General features: G+C 69.9%; 15 protein-coding genes. 14 read left to right on the top strand and 1 reads right to left on the bottom strand.

Annotation, left to right across the window (positions count from 1 at the left end; all coding sequences use genetic code 11):
- Nucleotides 1-315: 315 nt before the first annotated feature.
- Both pheS and pheT read left to right on the top strand, forming a co-directional pair.
- Nucleotides 316-1,371, top strand: coding sequence for a phenylalanine--tRNA ligase subunit alpha (gene pheS / locus OO71_RS45055; protein WP_033296270.1), 1,056 nt, complete (start codon nucleotides 316-318; stop codon nucleotides 1,369-1,371).
- On the top strand, nucleotides 1,371-3,944 hold the full coding sequence (pheT, locus tag OO71_RS45050) for a phenylalanine--tRNA ligase subunit beta (RefSeq protein WP_033296269.1): 2,574 nt from the start codon (nucleotides 1,371-1,373) through the stop codon (nucleotides 3,942-3,944). The genes pheS and pheT overlap by 1 nt, the downstream gene beginning before the upstream one ends.
- Before the next feature lie 1,063 nt (nucleotides 3,945-5,007).
- On the opposite strand, the gene OO71_RS45045 is transcribed toward pheT, so the two are convergent.
- Nucleotides 5,008-5,697, bottom strand: coding sequence for a DNA alkylation repair protein (locus tag OO71_RS45045; protein WP_033296268.1), 690 nt, complete (start codon nucleotides 5,695-5,697; stop codon nucleotides 5,008-5,010).
- A 130-nt stretch (nucleotides 5,698-5,827) separates the two neighbouring features.
- Between OO71_RS45045 and OO71_RS45040 the strand changes: the two genes are divergently transcribed.
- The 12 genes from OO71_RS45040 to tyrS all read left to right on the top strand — a co-directional run bounded on the left by OO71_RS45040 (nucleotide 5,828) and on the right by tyrS (nucleotide 19,560).
- Complete coding sequence (locus OO71_RS45040) at nucleotides 5,828-7,420, top strand: alpha/beta hydrolase (RefSeq protein ID WP_033296267.1); 1,593 nt, start codon at nucleotides 5,828-5,830, stop codon at nucleotides 7,418-7,420.
- A 195-nt stretch (nucleotides 7,421-7,615) separates the two neighbouring features.
- Complete coding sequence (locus OO71_RS45035; protein WP_033296266.1) at nucleotides 7,616-8,092, top strand: hypothetical protein; 477 nt, start codon at nucleotides 7,616-7,618, stop codon at nucleotides 8,090-8,092.
- 1,104 nt (nucleotides 8,093-9,196) lie between these two features.
- Entirely contained in the window at nucleotides 9,197-10,225 is a 1,029-nt protein-coding gene (gene argC, locus OO71_RS45030; protein WP_033296265.1) for an N-acetyl-gamma-glutamyl-phosphate reductase, read from the top strand.
- On the top strand, nucleotides 10,222-11,382 hold the full coding sequence (argJ, locus tag OO71_RS45025; RefSeq protein ID WP_033296264.1) for a bifunctional glutamate N-acetyltransferase/amino-acid acetyltransferase ArgJ: 1,161 nt from the start codon (nucleotides 10,222-10,224) through the stop codon (nucleotides 11,380-11,382). Before argC ends, argJ begins: the two co-directional genes overlap by 4 nt.
- On the top strand, nucleotides 11,379-12,314 hold the full coding sequence (gene argB, locus OO71_RS45020) for an acetylglutamate kinase (protein WP_033296263.1): 936 nt from the start codon (nucleotides 11,379-11,381) through the stop codon (nucleotides 12,312-12,314). Before argJ ends, argB begins: the two co-directional genes overlap by 4 nt.
- Nucleotides 12,311-13,516, top strand: a complete 1,206-nt coding sequence (locus OO71_RS45015; protein ID WP_033296262.1) for an acetylornithine transaminase — start codon at nucleotides 12,311-12,313, stop codon at nucleotides 13,514-13,516. Before argB ends, OO71_RS45015 begins: the two co-directional genes overlap by 4 nt.
- Nucleotides 13,516-14,442, top strand: a complete 927-nt coding sequence (gene argF, locus OO71_RS45010; RefSeq protein ID WP_033296261.1) for an ornithine carbamoyltransferase — start codon at nucleotides 13,516-13,518, stop codon at nucleotides 14,440-14,442. The genes OO71_RS45015 and argF overlap by 1 nt, the downstream gene beginning before the upstream one ends.
- A complete protein-coding gene (locus OO71_RS45005; RefSeq protein ID WP_033296260.1) occupies nucleotides 14,439-14,939 on the top strand; it encodes an arginine repressor in 501 nt (166 codons plus the stop codon). The genes argF and OO71_RS45005 overlap by 4 nt, the downstream gene beginning before the upstream one ends.
- A 241-nt stretch (nucleotides 14,940-15,180) precedes the next feature.
- Nucleotides 15,181-16,143 (top strand): argininosuccinate synthase domain-containing protein, encoded by a 963-nt coding sequence (locus OO71_RS45000; protein ID WP_033296259.1) that lies wholly within the window; start codon nucleotides 15,181-15,183, stop codon nucleotides 16,141-16,143.
- 25 nt (nucleotides 16,144-16,168) lie between these two features.
- Complete coding sequence (gene argH, locus OO71_RS44995; protein WP_033296258.1) at nucleotides 16,169-17,584, top strand: argininosuccinate lyase; 1,416 nt, start codon at nucleotides 16,169-16,171, stop codon at nucleotides 17,582-17,584.
- A gap of 33 nt (nucleotides 17,585-17,617) precedes the next feature.
- Nucleotides 17,618-18,253: a DNA-3-methyladenine glycosylase gene (locus tag OO71_RS44990; protein ID WP_033296257.1), complete on the top strand. Its 636-nt coding sequence runs from the start codon at nucleotides 17,618-17,620 to the stop codon at nucleotides 18,251-18,253.
- 32 nt (nucleotides 18,254-18,285) lie between these two features.
- Entirely contained in the window at nucleotides 18,286-19,560 is a 1,275-nt protein-coding gene (gene tyrS, locus OO71_RS44985; protein ID WP_033296256.1) for a tyrosine--tRNA ligase, read from the top strand.
- Nucleotides 19,561-19,839: the final 279 nt, after the last annotated feature.

Genomic DNA, 19,839 nt, shown 5'->3' with positions numbered 1-19,839 from the left:
CCTCACGACCCCACCCCACCCGACCCCTCCGCCCGCCGACTCCCGGTAGCCCGAGCCGGTCGAAATCGCCCCGCCCACTCCAGCCCGGCCCCGGCCCCATCGCGGGCAACCATCACCCGATGTGCTGACCTCCGTTCGGGTCTTCCACCACGGGCAGTCGTAATCACCGCTGGTTCCGGCGTGTCCGCTCCGGAAGCGGAGGGTGAGCGGCCGGGCCCCGTGGCCGATCCCCTAGACTGAGCTGCCCGATGTGCACGTGCGGCAGCACGCCCGCGTGCCGCCGACCACACCAGTCCCAGCGGACGCCGAGGAGTCATGTCCGGAGCCACAGAACAGCCGGTCGACGTGCTTGCACCGGAGACCCTGCGTGCGGCGATCAAGGCGGCCGAAGAGGCCTTTGCCGGCGCAGCCGACCTGGACGCGCTCGCCACCGTCAAACCGGCCCATCTCGGGGACCAGTCTCCGCTGCTGCTCGCCCGCCGGGAGATCGGCGCGCTGCCCAAGCAGGAGAAGGCCGAAGCAGGCAAGCGGGTCAACGAAGCCCGCCAGGCCGTGCAGTCCGCCTTCGACGCGCGCCGCGCCGTGCTGCAGACCGAGCGTGACGAGCGGGTGCTCCGCGACGAGGCCGTCGACGTCACCCTGCCCTGGGACCAGATCCCGCGCGGGGCCCGGCATCCGATCAGCACGCTGTCCGAGCGGATCGCCGACGCCTTCATCGCGATGGGGTACGAGGTCGCCGAGGGGCCCGAGCTCGAGGCGGAGTGGTTCAACTTCGACGCGCTCAACTTCGGCAAGGACCACCCCGCGCGCCAGCTTCAGGACACGTTCTACGTCGGTGAGGAAGGCTCGGGCCTCGTGCTGCGCACGCACACGTCGCCGGTCCAGGCCCGCAGCCTGCTGCACCGCGAGCTGCCGGTGTACGTCGTGTGCCCGGGCCGCACCTACCGCACCGACGAGCTCGACTCCACGCACACCCCGGTGTTCACCCAGGTCGAGGGCTTGGCCGTCGACAAGGGCCTCACCATGGCGCACTTGAAGGGCACGCTCGACGCGTTCGCCCGCGCAATGTTCGGCGAGGGCTCGAAAACCCGGCTGCGGCCGCACTTCTTCCCGTTCACCGAGCCGTCGGCGGAGGTCGACGTGTGGTTCGAGGAGAAGCGTGGTGGCCCCGGCTGGGTCGAGTGGGGCGGCTGCGGCATGGTCAACCCGAACGTGCTGCGCGCGTGCGGCGTCGACCCGGAGGTCTACTCCGGCTTCGCGTTCGGCATGGGCATCGAGCGGACCTTGCAGTTCCGCAACGGCATCCCGGACATGCGCGACATGGTCGAGGGCGATGTCCGGTTCACCCTTCCCTTCGGAACGGAGGCGTAGTGCGAGTCCCGGTGAGCTGGCTGACCGAGCACCTCGACGTGGGTGCCGAGGTCACGCCCCAGGACCTGGCCGACGCTTTCGTCCGGATCGGGATCGAGGTCGACGAGCTGAGCCCGCTCGGCCCGGTTTCCGGCCCGCTCGTGGTCGGCCGGGTCGCCGAGATCGAGGAGCTGACCGCCTTCAAGAAGCCGGTGCGGTACTGCCGCGTCGAGGTCGGCGAGGAGCCCGATCCTGAGCCCGACGACGCCGCACTGTCCGAAGAGGACGAAGACGAGGACGACGACGGCCCGATCGAGAACGAGGGTCCGCACGGCATCAAGACCCGCGGGATCGTCTGCGGCGCAACGAATTTCGCCGAGGGTGACCTGGTCGTGGTCGCGCTGCCCGGCGTCGTGCTCCCGGGCGATTTCGCGATCGCCGCGCGCAAGACCTACGGCAAGGTCAGCGACGGCATGATCTGCTCCGCCAAGGAACTCGGCCTCGGCGACGACCACTCCGGCATCCTCGTGCTGCCGCCGGGTGCAGCGAGCCCGGGCGACGACGCGAAGGAACTGCTCGGCCTCGACGACACAGTCATCGAGGTCACGCCGACCCCCGATCGCGGCTATGCGCTGTCGATCCGCGGTCTCTCGCGCGAGCTGTCCAACGCGCTCGACGTGCCGTTCGGCGACCCCGCGGTGCTGGACAACTTCCCCGAAGCCGAGGGCGAAGCGTGGCCGGTGCGGGTCGAGGACCCGGAAGGCTGCCCGCGGTTCGTGCTGCGCCGCGTGACCGGTCTGGACGCGACCGCGCCGACGCCGTGGTGGATGCGCCGCCGCCTGATGCTGGCCGGGATCCGGTCCATCTCGCTCGCGGTGGACGTCACGAACTACGTCATGCTCGAGCTCGGGCATCCGCTGCACGCCTTCGCAACCGGTTCCATCCAGGGTGACCTGGTGGTACGCCGCGCGAAGGCGGGGGAGAAGCTCACCACCCTCGACGACGCCGAGCGCACCCTCGATGCCGACGACATCGTGATCGCCGACGACAGCGGCGTCATCTCGCTCGCCGGCACGATGGGTGGCGCCAGCACGGAGATCACGCCGGAGAGCACGGATGTGCTTCTCGAAGCAGCGCACTGGAACCCGGCGTCGATCAGCCGTACGGCGCGCAGGCACAAGCTGTTCTCCGAGGCAGCGAAGCGCTTCGAGCGCTACACCGACCCGGCGCTGTGCGCAGCCGCGGTGGAGCTGGCCGCGCGCCTGTTGCGCCGCTACGGCGACGGCGCGATCCGCCCGGGCCGCACCGACGTCGGCGGTGTGACGCTGCACCCGCCGGTCAGCATGCCGATCAACCTGCCCGACCAGGTCGCCGGCGTGCGCTACGAACGCGGCGTCACCGTGCGGCGGCTCGGGCAGATCGGCTGCAAGGTGCAGGTCAGCACCAGTGACCAGGGCGTCGGCCTCGTCACCGCGGTGCCGCCGAGCTGGCGCGGCGACCTCGTGCAGCCGGCGGACCTCGTCGAGGAGGTCCTGCGGCTCGAGGGCTACGACAGCATCCCGTCGGTGCTGCCAGCCGCGCCCGCGGGCCGCGGTCTCACCGACACCCAGCGCCGCCGCCGCGCGGTGTCCCGTGCGCTCGCCGAGGCGGGCTACGTCGAGGTGCTGCCGTTCCCGTTCATCGGCGACGAGGTGTGGGACGCCTTCGGCTTGCCCGCCGATGACATCCGCCGCACCACGGTTCGCGTGCGCAACCCGCTCGAGGCCGACCGTGACCGGATGGCCACCACCCTTTTGCCGGGCCTGCTGGACACGTTGCAGCGCAACGTTTCCCGCGGCATGAAGGACGTGTCGCTCTTCCACATCGGCCAGGTCGTGCTGCCGAAACCGAACCAGCTCAAGGTCCCGGACCTCGGCGTCGAGCACCGCCCGAGCGACGAGGACCTGGCCGTGCTGGAGGCCGCGGTGCCCGCGCAGCCGGTGCACGTCGCCGTCGTCCTCAGCGGTCAGCGCCCGCGCGCCGGCTGGTGGGGCAAGGGCGACCAGGCAGGCTGGGCCGACGCCGTGCAGGCCGCGCGCCTGGTGGCCGAGGCCGCGGGCGTGCAGCTCACGGTGCAAGCCGCCGACCTGCCGCCGTGGCACCCGGGCCGCTGCGCCCAGCTGCGCGTGGGCGACTGGCCGGTGGGCCACGCGGGCGAGCTCCACCCGAAGGTGGTGGAGGCCCTCGGCCTGCCGCCGCGCACGGTCGCCATGGAACTCGACCTCGACGCGATCCCGCTGCCCGACTCCCGCCCGGCGCCCAGCATCTCGGCCTATCCGCCGGTCCTGCTGGACGTCGCCCTGGTCGCCGCCATGGACGTCCCGTCCGCAGACCTCGCCGACGTACTCCGCGAGGGCGCCGGTGACCTCCTCGAAGACATCACGCTCTTCGACGTGTACACCGGCGAGCAACTCGGCGACGGCAAGCGATCCGTGGCATACAAGCTCCGCTTCCGAGCCCCGGACCGCACCCTCACCGTCGACGAGGCCACCAAGGCCCGTGACGCCGCGGTCGCCGCAGCCGGCGAACGTTTCGGAGCGACACTGCGCGCCTGACTCGCGCGGAGTGGTCCCGCCACCCGGGACGCACTCCGCGCGATTCCGCGCGACGGATCGCTCGGGGTGCCGCCGCGCCCAGACCTACGCTGATCTTGCGCGCCTCCGCTCGGCCCACCGGCAGTGCCAGCGATGGCGGAGCCGCCGGGTCGACGCGCGGTGACGCTGCTTGCCAGGCTGACGCGCATGGTCGCTTCCCGCCCGGCCGACGCGCTGGGGCGCTTCCCGTCGGACCGGCGCGCAGGGTCGCTCCTCGTCGAACCGGCGCGCAGGATCGCTCCTCGTCCGACCGATGCGCAGGGTCGGCTCCCGCCGGACCGAAGCGCTGCGATGCCGGGTGCCGCCGGGCGGGCGGCGCTACGCTGCGCGCTCGACCTCGCCGCTGCCTGGACATCCCGGGCCCTGCGCCACAGGTCCCAGCCCGTCCCGGCCCGCTGCCGTCTTGGCAGGTTGCGGTCGTGGCCCGCTGCGGTTTCGGCACATTGAGGCCCCGGCTCGGTGCAGTTTCGGCACATTGAGGCCCCGGCTCGGTGCAGTCCTGGCGCGCTGCTGTCCTGGCGCCGCTGTCCTGACGCGTTGCGGTCCTGGCCAGCTACCGTCCCGACACACCTCCGGTCAGTGCCCGGCTGCGGGCTTGACGCGCGGCAAACCCGGCCAGCAGCTGTGTCGACGTGGCCTGCCGCAGTCGTGACGCACAGCGTGCTCGACCCGCAGCTGCGTTGACCCGGCCTGCTTGTGCTGACGTGCGGCATGTCGGCCTGCGGCAAACTTGACCCGGCCTGCTGTCCTGACGGGCAGCACATCGGCCTGCAGCTGACCTGACACGGCCTGCCGATGCCTCGACGTACTGCTCGTCTGGCACGCTGCCGCCGCGCCCTGCGGTACCCAGCCTCACGGTTGTCTCCACCCGCGGTTGCACAACCCTGCTGCGGTATCGCCCCGCGGCTGCGCCGCCTCGCGCTCCGGCCACGGCTGGTCAGCCGGGGCAGGGGAGCGCTGCTGTCATGGCACCCTCCTCCTTTCCTGTCCGCCGACGCCGTCTGACATCGGCCTTTCCTTCTTCTCAGCCGAGATGTTTCATCGCCTCCCGTGTGGACAGTGGGGACAACCCGGGGTGGTCATGGACGAACGTCCGGACCCACCCCGGCTCGGACCGCGCATGATCGCGCAATGCCCAGCCGATTCCCTTGCGCAGGAAGAAGTCCGGGTCGTCGATGTTCGCCTCGATCGCGTCGGTGAGCAGGTCGTGGTCCACGTCGCCTTTTGCGCCGATCTGGCAGATCACCGATGCGCGCCGGCGCCAGCGGTCGGGATCGGTGATCCAGCGGCGTACGACGGGCGTGACGTCGGCGCGGAACCCGCGCAGGATCGGCCCGACGCGGCGGATCGCGACCTCGTCCACGTAGTCCCACCATGCCCCGGTGACGATCAGCTCGTCGTACACCTCCAGCAGTTGCGGGTCCTGCCATCGTCGGTAGGCACGATCTCCGGAGAGGTCGATCGCCGCGTACCGCTCCTCGCGGTACCTCGCCTCCCGCCACAACGTGAGGACTGTTTTGGCGAACGTCACCCGATCGGGCAGAAGATGCTCGGTGAGGACTGCCTTCATGAGCGTGCTGCGGCCCGGCTTCGGTACCCCGCGAAACGGCATGTCGGACTTCATGTACGCCCGCATTTCCGGTGCTTTGGCGGGGTCGGCCAGCTCGGCAAGACCGGTCCGCACCGCTGTGATCAACGCATTGCCCGCACCCACAGGTGGTCACCTCCGCTGTCTCGGATCCCGACGAAAGAGGGACGGCGCATCTCGTGTCGGGAACCGAGATTGTGCCGTGCAGCCGGTAGTTTCGACGACCTCGGGTTGCTGCCGGACGTAAAGGACCACCGTGAGGAAAATCGTCACCGCACTGGCCGCCGTCGCCGTCGCGGCCGGAACGCTGGCCGCCGCTCCTGCCGCCACCGCGGTGCAGGCAGGCTACGACCCGCCACCGATCAAGTGGGGACCGTGCACCACGCCAAGCCTCAAGAAGGCCGGTGCCGAGTGTGGCTTCCTCGTGGTTCCGATGGACTACGCGAGGCCGTCCGGAGAGACGGTGCAGATCGCGGTGTCGCGGGTGAAGCACAAGACCGCGCAGTACCAGGGCGTGATGCTGGTGAACCCAGGCGGCCCCGGTGGATCCGGGCTGGGTCTTTCGAGGCTGGGCGGGAACGTGCCGCGGCACGCCGGTGACAGCTACGACTGGATCGGGTTCGACCCGCGCGGCGTCGGCTCCAGCAAACCGGCTATCACCTGCGACGGGAAGTACTTCTCCTACGCCCGCCCGGCCTACGTGCCCAAGACGCCGCAGCTGGAGAACACCTGGCGGGAGCGCGCGAAGGGGTACGCCGACGCGTGCGCCAAAAACGGTCCGCTGCTCGACCACGTGAAGACCATCGAGGTCGCGCAGGACATGGACAGCCTCCGCAAGGCGCTCGGCGAAAAGCAGATCAATTTCTACGGCTTCTCCTACGGCACCTACCTCGGCCAGGTCTACAGCACGCGGTACCCGGATCGCGTGCGCCGGATGGTGCTCGACGGCAACGTGGACCCGCGCAAGGTGTGGTACCAGGCGAACCTCGACCAGGATGTCGCCTTCGACCGCAACATCAAGATCTACTTCGACTGGCTCGCCAAGTACGACGGGGTCTACCACCTCGGCAAGACCGGGATCGCGGTGGAGCAGCTCTGGTACGACCAGCAGCGCAAGCTCGACCGGTCGCCCGCGGGCGGCGTGATCGGCGGTGACGAGTGGACCGACATCTTCCTCCAGGCCGGCTACTACGTGTTCGGCTGGGAGGACATGGCCAAGGCCTTCGACGGCTGGGTGCACCGCGGTGACTGGCAGACGCTGAAAACGTTGTACGACAACTCGAACCCGCCGGGCGACGACAACGGGTACGCCGTGTACAGCGCGGTGCAGTGCACCGACGTGCAGTGGCCGCAGGACTGGAACCGCTGGCGCCGCGACACCTGGTCCACCTACTTCCGTGCGCCGTTCGAGACGTGGGGCAACACGTGGTTCAACGCGCCTTGCCTCAATTGGCCCGCGAAGGCCGGTCAGCCGGTGGAGGTGAACGGCGCCAAGGTTCCCGGACTGCTGCTCGTCAGCGAGGAGCTGGATGCGGCCACGCCATATGAGGGCAGCCTCGAGGTACGCAAACGCTATCCGCGCTCGAGCCTGATCAGCGCGCCCGGCGGCACCACGCACGCCGGATCGCTCTCCGGCGTGGCGTGTGTGGACGACAAGGTCGCCGACTACCTCGCGACCGGTGCACTGCCGAAGCGTGTGCCGGGCGACCGGTCCGACGCGCAGTGCGCTCCGGTGCCGCAGCCGGTTCCGGCGCCGGTCGCGTCCGGCGCGCAGCAGAAGGCTGACGCCGACGCGAAGGCCGCGGCGCAGGCGAAGCAGGATCCGCTGGCGCGGCTGCTGCGTTTCTGAGCTGGTTCTTCCGGTGCCCCGGCCTGGTCTGCCAGGCCGGGGCACTGCCCGTTTCCGCTGGTCCACCGATCCCCCTCGGTTGTCGTTGGTGGTCGCCGGGGACGGTACGACCCGGCACCGACAATTTCGGTCCGCAGTCACCCGATAGCGTTAAGTGAGCGAAAATTGTCGGGGGTGGCGGCTACCTTCGCGGCCATGACGATCATCCAGGAGCACCGGACCGAGATCCGGTCAGGAGACATCCAGTACCAGGTCGCCGTCGTGACCCGCAGCGACGGCGGCGAGCCGGATCGGGTCACCGTCACGGTCGGCGGCGAAAGACCCGATGGCGAACCCGTTGTGGACGGCAGACTCGAACTCGAGGTGGCGTCCGTCGCCACTGTCGCGGAGCTGCTCGACACAAGCCTGCGCACCTTTGCGGGCGGTGGCACGCGGCGAAGATCGCGTGGACGGCCCGCTCAACAGGGGCGGCCGTGGACCGACGAGATGGACGCGGAACTGGAGGCCCGCTGGCTCGACGGCGATTCGATCACCGACCTCGCGCGCCATTTCGCTCGCACGCCAGGCGGGATCCGCGCGCGGCTGCCGCGGGTCGGCTGCGACCCCGAGCATCCGGGAAACCATCTGCCGACCCCGCCGAGCCTGCGCGAAGCAGAGGAAGGGGTCGACTGACACCTGCCCGCCGGGTTCGCATCCCGACGCGGGCCCGGCGAGGCATCGTCCGCTGGGGCGAGGCGTCCGCCGGTCAGATGGCATGAGTCCGGCGGGTCGACGGACGTGGGCGGGTCGATGGAGGTGGGCCGGTCTGTGGTTGCTGGTAGTTGTCGAGTGAGTCGACTGGTGTGGTGCGGCTGGCGGCCGCGAACGACGTCGGCTGGCTCGAACGAGGCTGGTTGCAGCAAGCGGAGCTGGCGGGCACAAATGGGGCTGGTTGCAGCAAGTGGAGCTGGCTGGCGCGACGAGGCTGGTTGGCGCGAGTGGGGTTGGTCGGTGCAAGGGAGGCTTGCTGGCGTGGACGAGTTGGCAGGTTCAGGTGGGGCTGGTAGGCGCAAACGAGGCTGGGTGGCGTTGGCAAGGCTGGCTAGCAGGCGTAGGTGGGGCTGGCGGGCGTAAGCGAGGCTCATTGGCGCGAACAAGGCTGGCTGATGCGAGCAAGGCTGGCGCGACGAGGCCGGCTGGCGTAAGTGGGGCTGGCAGGCGTAGCCGAGTCGGCGGGCGTAAATGGGGCTGGTGGGCATCGGCGAGGCGGAAGCAGTAACGAGGTGGCAGGCGTGTAAGTGATGTTGGCAGGCGAACCGAGGTCGGCAGGACCATCGACCTGGGGTGCCGGAGGTGTGCGCTGAATCGGCGAGTCGCTTGAGATGGCTGTCGGTCGCGATGTCGGGGTGCCTGAAGTGGGCGGCTTGGACCAACGTGCCCGGTGGCCGATGTCGTGAGGCGGCCGGGTGGAATTCGGCCGGTGGCTCCGGGAGAGCTGCTTGCTGACAATGCCGGGGCGACCGACCTGAGTGCCCCCGAGAGCGCCGAGGCCCACCGGTGGAGCGGTCGGCAGCAGCTGCCGAAGCCAGCGGGCGGACCTTCGTCAGGACGACGGCGGGACGAAAGCCGTTGTGCCGTGCGGAGAGTCCGTCGGCGCAAAGTAGCGCTGCCACAGCTCTGCGGGGCGGTCGATTTGCCGTGTCAGGTAACCGAAAAATGAGGAAGTCCGGGGGAGGGACGTCCAGGGTGAGCAAACCCTCTTTGTTTGAGCTTGCACGGTCATGCATAATCATGCGTATGACGGTGAAGATCGCGGTGGCCGGAGCCAGCGGGTACGCCGGTGGCGAACTGCTGCGCCTGCTCCTGACGCATCCTGAGGTCGAGATCGGTGCACTCACGGCGGCGAGCAGCGCGGGGACGACGCTGGGTACGCACCAGCCGCACCTCGTGCCGCTTGCCGGGCGGGTGTTGCTCGAGACGACCCCGGAAACGCTCGCGGGCCATGACGTCGTGTTCCTCGCGCTGCCGCATGGCCACTCGGCCGAGATCGCGGCGCAGCTCGGGCCCGACGTGCTGGTCGTCGACCTCGGGGCGGACCATCGGCTCGCCGATGCGGAGGATTGGCGACGCTGGTACTCCGGCGAGCATGCCGGGCAATGGCCGTACGGTCTGCCGGAGCTGCCGGGCGCACGCGAGAAACTCGTGGGCACCAAGCGGATCGCGGTCCCCGGCTGCTTCCCGACGGGTGGTTCCCTCGCACTCGCGCCGGCGCTGGCGGCCGGGCTGGTCGAGCCGGCGGTCACGGTCGTGTCGGTGACGGGCACGTCCGGTGCGGGCAAGAGCCTGAAGCCGAATCTGCTCGGGTCCGAGGTCATGGGCAACGCGAGCGCCTACGGTGTCGCCGGTGCGCACCGGCACACACCGGAGTTCGCGCAGAATTTGTCGGTGGCCGCTGGTAAACCGGTCACCGTGTCATTCACCCCAGTCCTCGCACCCATGCCGCGCGGCATTCTCACCACCGCGAGCGCTGCGCTCGCTGGTGATGTGGACGAGGCCACCGCACGCGCGGTGTACGAAAAGGCTTATGACAGCGAGCCTTTCGTACAGGTCCTGCCCGCCGGTACATGGCCGACCACTGCGGCCACGGTCGGTTCGAACAACGTCCAGCTTCAGCTCGGAGTCGATGCCGACGCGGGCAGGCTGGTCGTCGTCACGTCGATCGACAACCTCACCAAGGGCACCGCGGGCGGTGCCGTCCAGTCGATGAACCTGGCGCTCGGATTCCCCGAGGCCACCGGACTTTCCACCGTGGGAGTGGCACCGTGACCGTCACCGGCCCCCAGGGCTTCCGCGCCGCCGGCGTCGCTGCCGGGATCAAGGCGTCCGGCGCGCTCGACCTCACGCTGGTCGTCAACGACGGCCCGCTCGACGTCGCGGCGGGCGTCTTCACGCGCAACGTGATCAAGGCGGCGCCGGTGCTGTGGTCGCAGGAGGTGCTCAAACAGCAGAAGCTGAAGGCCGTCGTGCTCAACTCCGGCGGCGCAAACGCGGCCACCGGTCCCGGCGGGTTCCAGGACACCCATGCCACCGCGGAGAAAGTCGCCGAAGTGCTGGGTGCCGGGGCGATCGAGGTCGCCGTCTGCTCCACCGGGCTGATCGGCGAAAGGTTGCCGATGCCGGTTGTCCTGTCCGGGGTGGACAGTGCGGTAAAGGCGCTCGACACCAGCCCGGAAGCGGCGCTCAATGCGGCCAAGGGCGTCATGACCACGGATTCGAAGCCGAAACAGGCTTTCGCGAAGCACGCCACCGGATGGAGTGTCGGCGGGTTCGCCAAGGGGGCGGGTATGCTCGCGCCGAATCTGGCCACGATGCTGTCCGTGCTCACCACCGATGCCGTGGTGGACAAGGAAACCCTCGACCGCGCGCTGCGCGCAGCTACGCACATCACGTTCGACCGGCTGGATGTCGACGGCGGCACGTCCACGAACGACACGGTGCTGGTGCTCGCGTCGGGCGCGAGTGGGGTCGAGCCGACCGAAGCGGAGCTCACGGAACTGATCACCGCGGTGAGCCACGACCTCGTCCTGCAGCTGCGGGCCGATGCCGAGGGCGCCACCAAAGACGTGGACATCACGGTCAAGGGCGCCGCGTCCGAGGCCGACGCCATCGTCGTGGCCCGCACCATCGCCGAGGACAACCTGGTCAAGACCGCGTTGTTCGGATCGGATCCCAACTGGGGCCGGATCGCGATGGCGCTCGGCCGCGCACCCGCGCGCATCGACCCGGATACGGTGTCGATCACCATCAATCGTGTCACGCTTTTCGCCGGTGGCACCACGGCGGAGGACCGGTCTGCCGCGGACCTGTCTGGCCGGGCGATCGACGTGGTCGTGGACCTCGGCGTCGGCACGGACGCAGCGACGATCTACACCACGGACCTGTCGCACGGGTACGTCGAAGAGAACAGCGCGTACTCGTCATGACGGATACCGAAGGGCTCATCTCCGCCGACGAGCGGCTCGCCACCGCGGCCGAGAAGGCCGGCGTGCTGATCGAGGCGCTGCCGTGGCTGCAGCGTTTCCACGGCGCGACGGTGGTGGTCAAGTACGGCGGCAACGCGATGATCGACGACCAGCTCAAGGCCGCCTTTGCCGAGGACATGGTGTTCCTGCGGCTGGCCGGTCTGCACCCGGTCGTGGTGCACGGCGGCGGTCCGCAGATCAGCGCGATGCTGACGCGGCTCGGCATGCCGGGCGAGTTCAAGGGCGGCCTGCGGGTCACCACGCCGGAGACCATGGACATCGTGCGCATGGTGCTGGTCGGGCAGGTCAGCCGGGAGCTGGTCGGCCTGATCAACGCGCACGGGCCTTATGCGGTCGGGATTTCCGGCGAGGACGCGCGGCTGTTCACCGCAGAGCGCAAACAGGCCACTGTGGACGGTGAGCAGGTGGACATCGGCCTGGTGGGCGAGGTCGCCGAGGTCAACCCGGACGCGGTGCTCGACATCGTGAACGCGGGCCGCATCCCGGTGGTCTCCACCGTCGCGCCCGACATCGACGGCGTGGTGCACAACGTCAACGCCGACACGGCGGCCGGTGCGCTCGCCGCCGCGCTCGGTGCGGAGAAGCTCGTCGTGCTCACCGACGTCGAAGGACTTTATGCCAACTGGCCGGACCGGTCGTCGCTGATCGACCGGATTCCCGTCGACCGTCTCGAACGCATGCTGCCCGGCCTGGCCAGCGGCATGATCCCGAAGATGGAGGCGTGCGTGCGCGCGGTGCGCGGCGGAGTACGCGGCGCGCACGTGATCGACGGCAGGCTCGCCCATTCGGTGCTGCTCGAGGTCTTCACCTCGCGGGGCATCGGCACCATGGTGCTGCCCGAGGCGGCGCCTTCCGGAACGGAGCATTCGTGACCACTCTGAAGTCCAATGCCGACGGACAGCAGCACTGGCAGTCGGCGGTCATGGACAACTACGGAACCCCCGGCCTCACGCTGGTGCGCGGCGAAGGCGCGCGAGTGTGGGACGCGGACGGCACCGAGTATGTCGATCTGCTCGGCGGCATCGCCGTCAACGCGCTCGGCCACGCCCATCCCGAGGTGGTCCGCGCAGTCACCGAGCAGATCTCGAAGCTCGGGCACACGTCCAACCTGTATGTGAACCCGGTCGCCGTCGAGCTCGCCGAGACCCTGCTCGACGTCGCGGGATTGAACGGGCAGGGCAAGGTCCTGTTCGTCAACTCCGGCGCCGAGGCGAACGAGGCGGCGCTGAAGATCACCCGGCTCACCGGCCGCACCAAGATCGTCGCGGCGGAGGGTGCGTTCCACGGACGCACGATGGGCGCGCTGTCGCTCACCGGGCAGCCTTCGAAGCGTGATCCGTTCGCGCCGCTGGTACCGGGGATCACGCACGTTCCCTACGGTGATGTCGAAGCGCTGCGTGCCGCCGTCGACGGCGAAACCGCCGGGGTGTTCCTGGAACCCGTGCTCGGCGAGGCCGGGGTCAAGCCCGCGCCGGACGGCTACCTGCAGGCCGCGCGCGAGATCACCAAGGCCGCCGGGGCACTGCTCGTCCTCGACGAGGTGCAGACCGGCATCGGCCGGCTCGGCACGTGGTTCGGCTTCCAGCAAGCCGGAATCGTGCCGGACGTGATCACGCTCGCGAAGGGCATCGGCGGCGGCCTCCCGCTCGGTGCGGTGATCGGCGTCGGCGCGGCGGGCGACCTGCTCAAGCCCGGCCAGCACGGCACCACGTTCGGCGGCAACCCGGTGTGCTGTGCGGCCGGCCTTGCCGTGCTGCGCACCATCCTCCGGGACGACCTGCTCGACCACGTCTCGTCACTCGGCAAGGACATTTCCGCCGGGGTCGAGGCGCTCGGCCACCCGCTCGTCACCGGGGTTCGCGGGGCCGGGCTGCTGCTCGGCATCACCCTGCGGGAACCGGTGTCCGCGGCGGTCGCGAAGGCGGCCCAGGACGCGGGTTACCTGGTCAACCCGGTCGCGCCCGACACCATCCGGCTCGCCCCGCCGCTCGTGCTCGAAGAGCAGCAGGCGCACGGCTTCCTCGCCGCCCTCCCGGGCGCACTCGATTCCACCACCACGAAGGATCCCGCCTGATGCCCCGCCACTTCCTCCGCGACGACGACGTCACCCCCGCCGAACAGGCCGCCCTGCTGGACCTTGCCGACCAGTTGAAGGCCGACCCGCTCGGCACGAAGGCGCTCGCCGGACGCACGGTCACCGCGATCTTCGAGAAGAACTCCACCCGTACCCGGTTTTCCTTCGAGGTCGGCATCAGCCAGCTCGGCGGGCACCCGGTGATCGTCGACGGCCGTTCGATGCAGCTCGGCCGCGAGGAGACCATCGAGGACACGTCGCGCGTGCTGTCGCGCTACGTCGATGCCGTCGTGTGGCGCACGTTCGCGCAGAAGCGGATCGACTCGATGGCCTCGGTCGCGACGATCCCGATCATCAACGCGCTCACCGACGAGTTCCACCCGTGCCAGGTGCTCACGGACCTCATGACGATCCGTGAGCGCAAGGGCAAGCTCGCCGGGCTCACGCTCACCTACCTCGGCGACGGCGCCAACAACATGTCCCATTCACTGCTGCTCGGCGGCACCACCGCCGGGATGAACGTGCGGGTCGTGTCGCCGGAGGGCTTCCAGCCCGACCAGCAGGTGATGCTCGACGCGAAGCGCCACGGCACCGAAACCGGCGGCAGCGCAACGGTGTACACCGGTCCGCGCGAGGCCGTCGAGGGGTCGGACGTGCTGGTCACCGACACGTGGACGTCGATGGGGCAGGAGAACGACGGGCTCGACCGGGTCGGGCCGTTCAGGGCCCTGCAGGTCAACGCGGACCTGCTGAAGCGAGCCGCGGACGAGGCGATCGTGCTGCACTGCCTTCCCGCGCACCGCGGATGGGAGATCACCGACGAGGTCCTCGACGGCCCGGCCAGCGCGGTCTGGGACGAGGCGGAAAACCGGCTGCACGCGCAGAAAGCCCTGCTGGTCTGGCTGTTCGGGCAGAACGGCCGATGACCAGCAGCCGGGTCGGGCGCCAGGCGCGGATCACCGAGCTGGTGTCCACAATGGCCATTCGCAGCCAGACGGAGCTGGCGAGGCTCCTCGCGGCCGAGGGCATCGAGGTCACGCAGGCGACGTTGTCGCGCGACCTCGACGAACTCGGCGCGGTCAAGCTGCGCGGCGCCGACTCGGGTGCGCCGGTCTACGTCATCCCGGAGGACGGCAGCCCGGTGCGTGGTGTGCAGGGCGGCACGTCGAGGTTGTCGCGGCTGCTCAGCGAGCTGCTGGTGTCGGCGGACGCGTCGGGCAACCTCACGGTGCTGCGTACGCCGCCAGGTGCGGCGCAGTTCCTCGCGAGCGCCATCGACCGGGCGGCGCTTGAGGAGGTCGTCGGATCGATCGCCGGGGACGACACGGTCGCGGTGATCGCGCGGGAGCCACTTACCGGGCGCGACCTCGCGGAACGCTTCAGCGCCCTCGCGCATGGCTCGGCGGAGGGGGACGAACCGTGACCGCGGCAGGGGACGAGCGGGTCGTGGCTGCTCCGGGTTGGCCGCAAATGCGCCAGCGGCCCGTGCTTGCTCCGGGCTCCGCGGGTGGAGGAGTAAGGCTTGTTCCGGGCTCTGCGGGCGGGGGAGAAACCGTGACTCAGCGGGTCGTGCTCGCCTGTTCGGGCGGGGGAGAAAGGCCTGCTCCGGGCTCTGCGGGCGGAGAAGGAAGGCCTGCTCCAGGCTTCGCGGGCGGAGGAGAACCGTGACCCGGCGGGTCGTGCTCGCCTATTCGGGTGGGCATGGTTCTTCCGCCGCGCTGAAGCTTCTCGCCGAGCAGGCCGACGTGATCGCCGTCGCGGTCGACTTCGGTGCCGGAGACGTCGATTTCTGCGCGCTCCGCCGCCGGGCGGTTTCCGAAGGTGCTGCCGAGGTCGTCGTGGTGGACGCTCGCGAGGAGTTCGCCAACGGCTACTGCCTGCCTGCGTTGCAGGCCAATGCCTTGGTCGTCGACGGGCATCCGCTGGTGGCATCGCTGGCCCGGCCGTTGCTGGCAAAGCATCTTGGTGCGGTTGCGCGAGAACACGACACCCAAACAGTCCACCCGTTGACCAAGGCGCGGGATGTGCTTGTCCCCAACGGGATCCGGGTTCACGCGAGGACGCCGCATCTGTCGACGAGCCGCACGCTGTGGGGACGCAGCGTCGGTCAGTGGGAGTGCACCGAGGACGCGTCAGTCAACCTCGGCGTGCCCGACGAGGTCGTCGTCACCTTCGAGCGCGGCGTCCCGATCGCCGTCGACGGCGAGACCGTGCGCGTGGCCGAGGCGGTGCAGCGGCTCGGGCATCGCGCCGGTGCGCACGGCATCGGCCGGTTCGAAGGGCAGGTCAGCCATGAGGCGCCCGGCGCTGCAGCGCTGATTGCGGCGCACCGGGAGCTGGAAGCGATCACGCTCGATCGTGACCTGGCGAGGTTCAAGCACGGCGTCGACCGGCGATGGGCCGAGCTGGTGTCCGACGGGTTGTGGGTCTCGCCGCTGCGGCGGCCGCTGGACGCGTTCGTCCGGCAGGCCCAGGAAAGCGTGTCCGGCGAGGTCCGGCTGGTGCTACATGCGGGCCGGGCAGCCGCAGCCGGGAGGCATCTTCGCCCGGTCGGACGGCGGTACCGTCCGGGGACCGGGCAGACTCCGCTGGGGAGCACCCAGCATCCGAACACCCAGGCGTCGTGAGACGCGGGACCGAGAAAGGCAGAACGTGAGCGGGAAAGACCAGCCGGTGCAGCTGTGGGGCGGCCGGTTCGCCAGCGGACCGGCCGAGGCGATGGCGGCGCTCAGCGCGTCGACCCACTTCGACTGGCGCCTGGCGCCCTACGACATCGCGGGTTCGCGCGCGCACGCCCGCGTCCTGCGCAAGGCAGGCTTGCTCACCGAAGCAGAGCTCGCCGGCATGCTCGACGCGCTCGACGCGCTGGCCCAGGACGTCGCGTCGGGTGCCTTCACGCCGACCGTCGCCGACGAGGACGTGCACACGGCGCTCGAACGCGGTCTCCTCGAGCGTGCCGGGGCCGAGCTGGGCGGCAAGCTCCGCGCCGGTCGTTCCCGCAACGACCAGGTGGCCACGCTTTTCCGCATGTGGCTGCGCGACGCTGCCCGCCGGGTCGTCGCGGGCACGCTCGAGGTCGTCGACGCGCTGGTGTCGCAGGCGAGCCGGCACCCGGACGCGATCCTGCCTGGCCGCACCCACCTGCAGCACGCCCAGCCGGTGCTGCTCGCGCACCACCTGATGGCCCATGGACATGCTCTGCTGCGCGATGTCTCCCGCCTGCGCGACTGGGACGTTCGCACCGCAGAATCGCCGTACGGTTCGGGTGCCCTGGCCGGTTCGTCGCTCGGCCTCGATCCCGAAGCAGTGGCCACCGAACTCGGCTTCGACTCCAGCGTCGAGAACTCGATCGACGGCACGGCCTCCCGTGATTTCGTGGCCGAGTTCGCGTTCGCCGTCGCGATGTTGGCGGTGAACCTGTCGCGGATCGCCGAAGAGGTGATCATCTGGAACACCGCCGAGTTCGGCTACGTCACGCTCGACGACGCATGGGCCACCGGCAGTTCGATCATGCCGCAGAAGAAGAATCCGGACGTCGCAGAGCTGACCCGGGGCAAGGCCGGTCGCCTGATCGGCAACCTCACCGGCCTCCTGGCCACGCTGAAAGCGCAGCCGCTCGCCTACAACCGCGACCTGCAGGAGGACAAGGAGCCGGTCTTCGACTCGGTCGAACAGCTGGAGCTGCTGTTCCCGGCGATCGCGGGGATGCTCGGCACGCTCACCTTCCACACCGAGCGGCTCGCCGAGCTTGCCCCGGCCGGGTTCACGCTGGCCACGGACATCGCGGAATGGCTGGTCCGCCAGGGAGTGCCGTTCCGCGTCGCGCACGAGGCGGCGGGCGAGAGCGTGCGAGTGGCGGAATCGCGCGGGGTCGGGCTCGACGAACTCACCGACGAGGAGTTCCAGGCCATCAACCCTTCGCTCACACCTGCAGTACGCGAGGTGCTGACGGTCGAGGGTTCGGTCCGTTCCCGCGACGCCCGCGGCGGTACGGCACCGGATCGCGTGGCCGAACAGCGAGAACGCCTGGTCGAACGCGTTGCCGCGCACCGGCAATGGCTGAAATGACCCTCGCGTTAGGCTGATCGCACGACGAGGGGAGTGCACGTGGACCGGTTGTTCCGGCGCGAGGAACTGGCACTGGACCCGGTCGACCTGGCAAAGCTGCTGCTGGGTGCCGTCCTCGAGGCCGACCTGCCCGACGGCCGGGTCGGGGTGCGCCTGGCCGAGGTGGAGGCGTACCGCGGGCTCGACGATCCGGCGTCACACTGCTACCGCGGCAAAACCCCGCGCAACGCGGTGATGTGGGGTCCGGCCGGGCACCTGTATGTGTACTTCGTCTACGGCATGCACTTCTGCGCGAACGTCGTCGGCACCGAGGACGGGCAGCCGGGCGCGGTGCTGCTGCGCGCGGGAGAGGTCGTCGAAGGGGCCGACCTCGTGCGGGCGCGGCGGCCGAATGCGCGCGGCAACGGCGAACTCGCCAAAGGCCCGGCGATCCTCACGTCGGTGCTGGGGCTGGCTCGTGAGCAGAACGGTGCGGACCTCACCGACCCCGCGTCGCCGGTCCGGCTGCGGATCGGCGAGCGCGTGCCTGCCGACAACGTCCGCACCGGGCCGCGCGTCGGCGTCGCGATGGCGATGGACACGCCGTGGCGGTTCTGGGTCGACGGTTCGCCTGCCGTTTCGGCCTATCGCCGCGGCGGGAAACGACGCCAGGTCCGCCCCGCGGGATAGTCGCTTGACCTGGTGCGGGAGGATCTACAGACGTGAGTGAGCACATCCTTGACGAGTTGTCCTGGCGCGGCCTGATCGCGCAGTCCACCGACCTCGGCGCACTGCGCCGGGAACTCGACCAGGGCCCGCTCACGCTCTATTGCGGTTTCGACCCGACCGCCCCCAGCCTGCATGCCGGCAACCTCGTCCCGCTGCTGATGCTCAAGCGGTTCCAGCGGGCCGGGCACCGGCCGATCGTGCTGGCCGGCGGGGCGACCGGGATGATCGGCGACCCGCGCGACACCGGCGAGCGCACGCTGAACACCCTCGACACCGTCGCCGAGTGGGCCGGGCGGATCCGCGGGCAGCTCGAGCGGTTCGTCGACTTCGGCGATTCGCCGACCGGTGCGGTCGTGGAGAACAACCTGAACTGGACCGGGCAGCAGAACGTCCTCGAATTCCTCCGCGACGTCGGCAAGCACTTCTCGGTGAACGTGATGCTCAACCGGGAGACGGTGAAGCGGCGGCTCGAGTCGGACGGGATGTCGTACACCGAGTTCAGCTACCTGCTGCTGCAGTCGCAGGACTACCTGCAGCTCTACCGGCAGTACGGCTGCAAGCTGCAGGTCGGCGGCTCGGATCAGTGGGGCAACCTCGTCGGCGGCGTCGACCTGATCCGCCGGGTCGAGGGCGGCAGCGCGCACGCGCTCACCGCGCCGCTGGTCACCGACGCCGAAGGCCGCAAGTTCGGCAAGTCCACCGGCGGCGGCAACGTGTGGCTCGACCCGGAGATGACGTCGCCGTACGCCTGGTACCAGTACTTCGTGAACGTCGGGGACGCCGACGTGATCCGGTACCTGCGCCTGTTCACCTTCCTCGAACGGGAGGAGATCGACGCGCTGGCCGAGGACACCGAGCAGCGCCCGCACCTGCGTGCCGCGCAGAAGCGGCTCGCGGAGGAGTTCACGAACCTGGTCCACGGCGAGGACCAGACGCAGCAGGTCATCGCGGCGAGCCAGGCGCTGTTCGGCCGCGGTGAGCTGGCGGACCTCGACGCGGCCACGCTCGACGCCGCGATGGCCGAGGTGCCCACCGGCAAGGTCGACCCGGGCGGCGACGCGACGATCGTCGACCTGCTGATCGCCGGGGCACTGGCCGACAGCCGCGGCGCGGCGCGGCGGACGGTGAAGGAGGGCGGCGCGTACGTGAACAACGTGAAGGTCGCCGACGAGGAGTGGAAGCCGTCCGCTTCGGACGCGCTGCACGGCCGGTGGCTGGTGGTCCGGAAGGGCAAGCGGAACGTCGCCGGGGTGCGGCTCGGCTCGTGAGTGGCTCCGGGGCCCGAAACAGGGGTTTGACCTGCGGAAACGCGGTTAAGGTACCCCCCTGTTCCGGGACCTTTCCGGGAGTGTAAAGTTCTCCGAGTCGCCAGGGAGACCGGGTGGCCGCCGGGACACGAACCAAGCTCTTGCCCTTCGGGTGATTGAGTGGGTGTCCCACCTAAAACTGCTTGAAACGACGCATCGGGCTTGGCCTGGTTTTTCTGGGTTTGGTTCGGGGTGTGTTGCTTGAGAACTCAACAGTGTGCTAGTGAACTAAGCCAGTAG

Origin of the sequence: Amycolatopsis jejuensis, assembly GCF_000717335.1 — a bacterium.
Lineage (GTDB): Bacteria > Actinomycetota > Actinomycetes > Mycobacteriales > Pseudonocardiaceae > Amycolatopsis > Amycolatopsis jejuensis.
Note: the sequence above shows the minus strand (reverse complement) of the source record. Positions and strands in the feature narration are given on the sequence as shown.

What these genes read in the sequence shown, in the direction of transcription:
- pheS (WP_033296270.1), top strand. Translation starts at nt 316, where the DNA reads ATGTCCGGAGCCACAGAACAGCCGGTCGACGTGCTTGCACCGGAGACC.
- OO71_RS45035 (WP_033296266.1), top strand. Translation starts at nt 7,616, where the DNA reads ATGACGATCATCCAGGAGCACCGGACCGAGATCCGGTCAGGAGACATC.
- argC (WP_033296265.1), top strand. Translation starts at nt 9,197, where the DNA reads ATGACGGTGAAGATCGCGGTGGCCGGAGCCAGCGGGTACGCCGGTGGC.
- argB (WP_033296263.1), top strand. Translation starts at nt 11,379, where the DNA reads ATGACGGATACCGAAGGGCTCATCTCCGCCGACGAGCGGCTCGCCACC.
- argF (WP_033296261.1), top strand. Translation starts at nt 13,516, where the DNA reads ATGCCCCGCCACTTCCTCCGCGACGACGACGTCACCCCCGCCGAACAG.
- OO71_RS45005 (WP_033296260.1), top strand. Translation starts at nt 14,439, where the DNA reads ATGACCAGCAGCCGGGTCGGGCGCCAGGCGCGGATCACCGAGCTGGTG.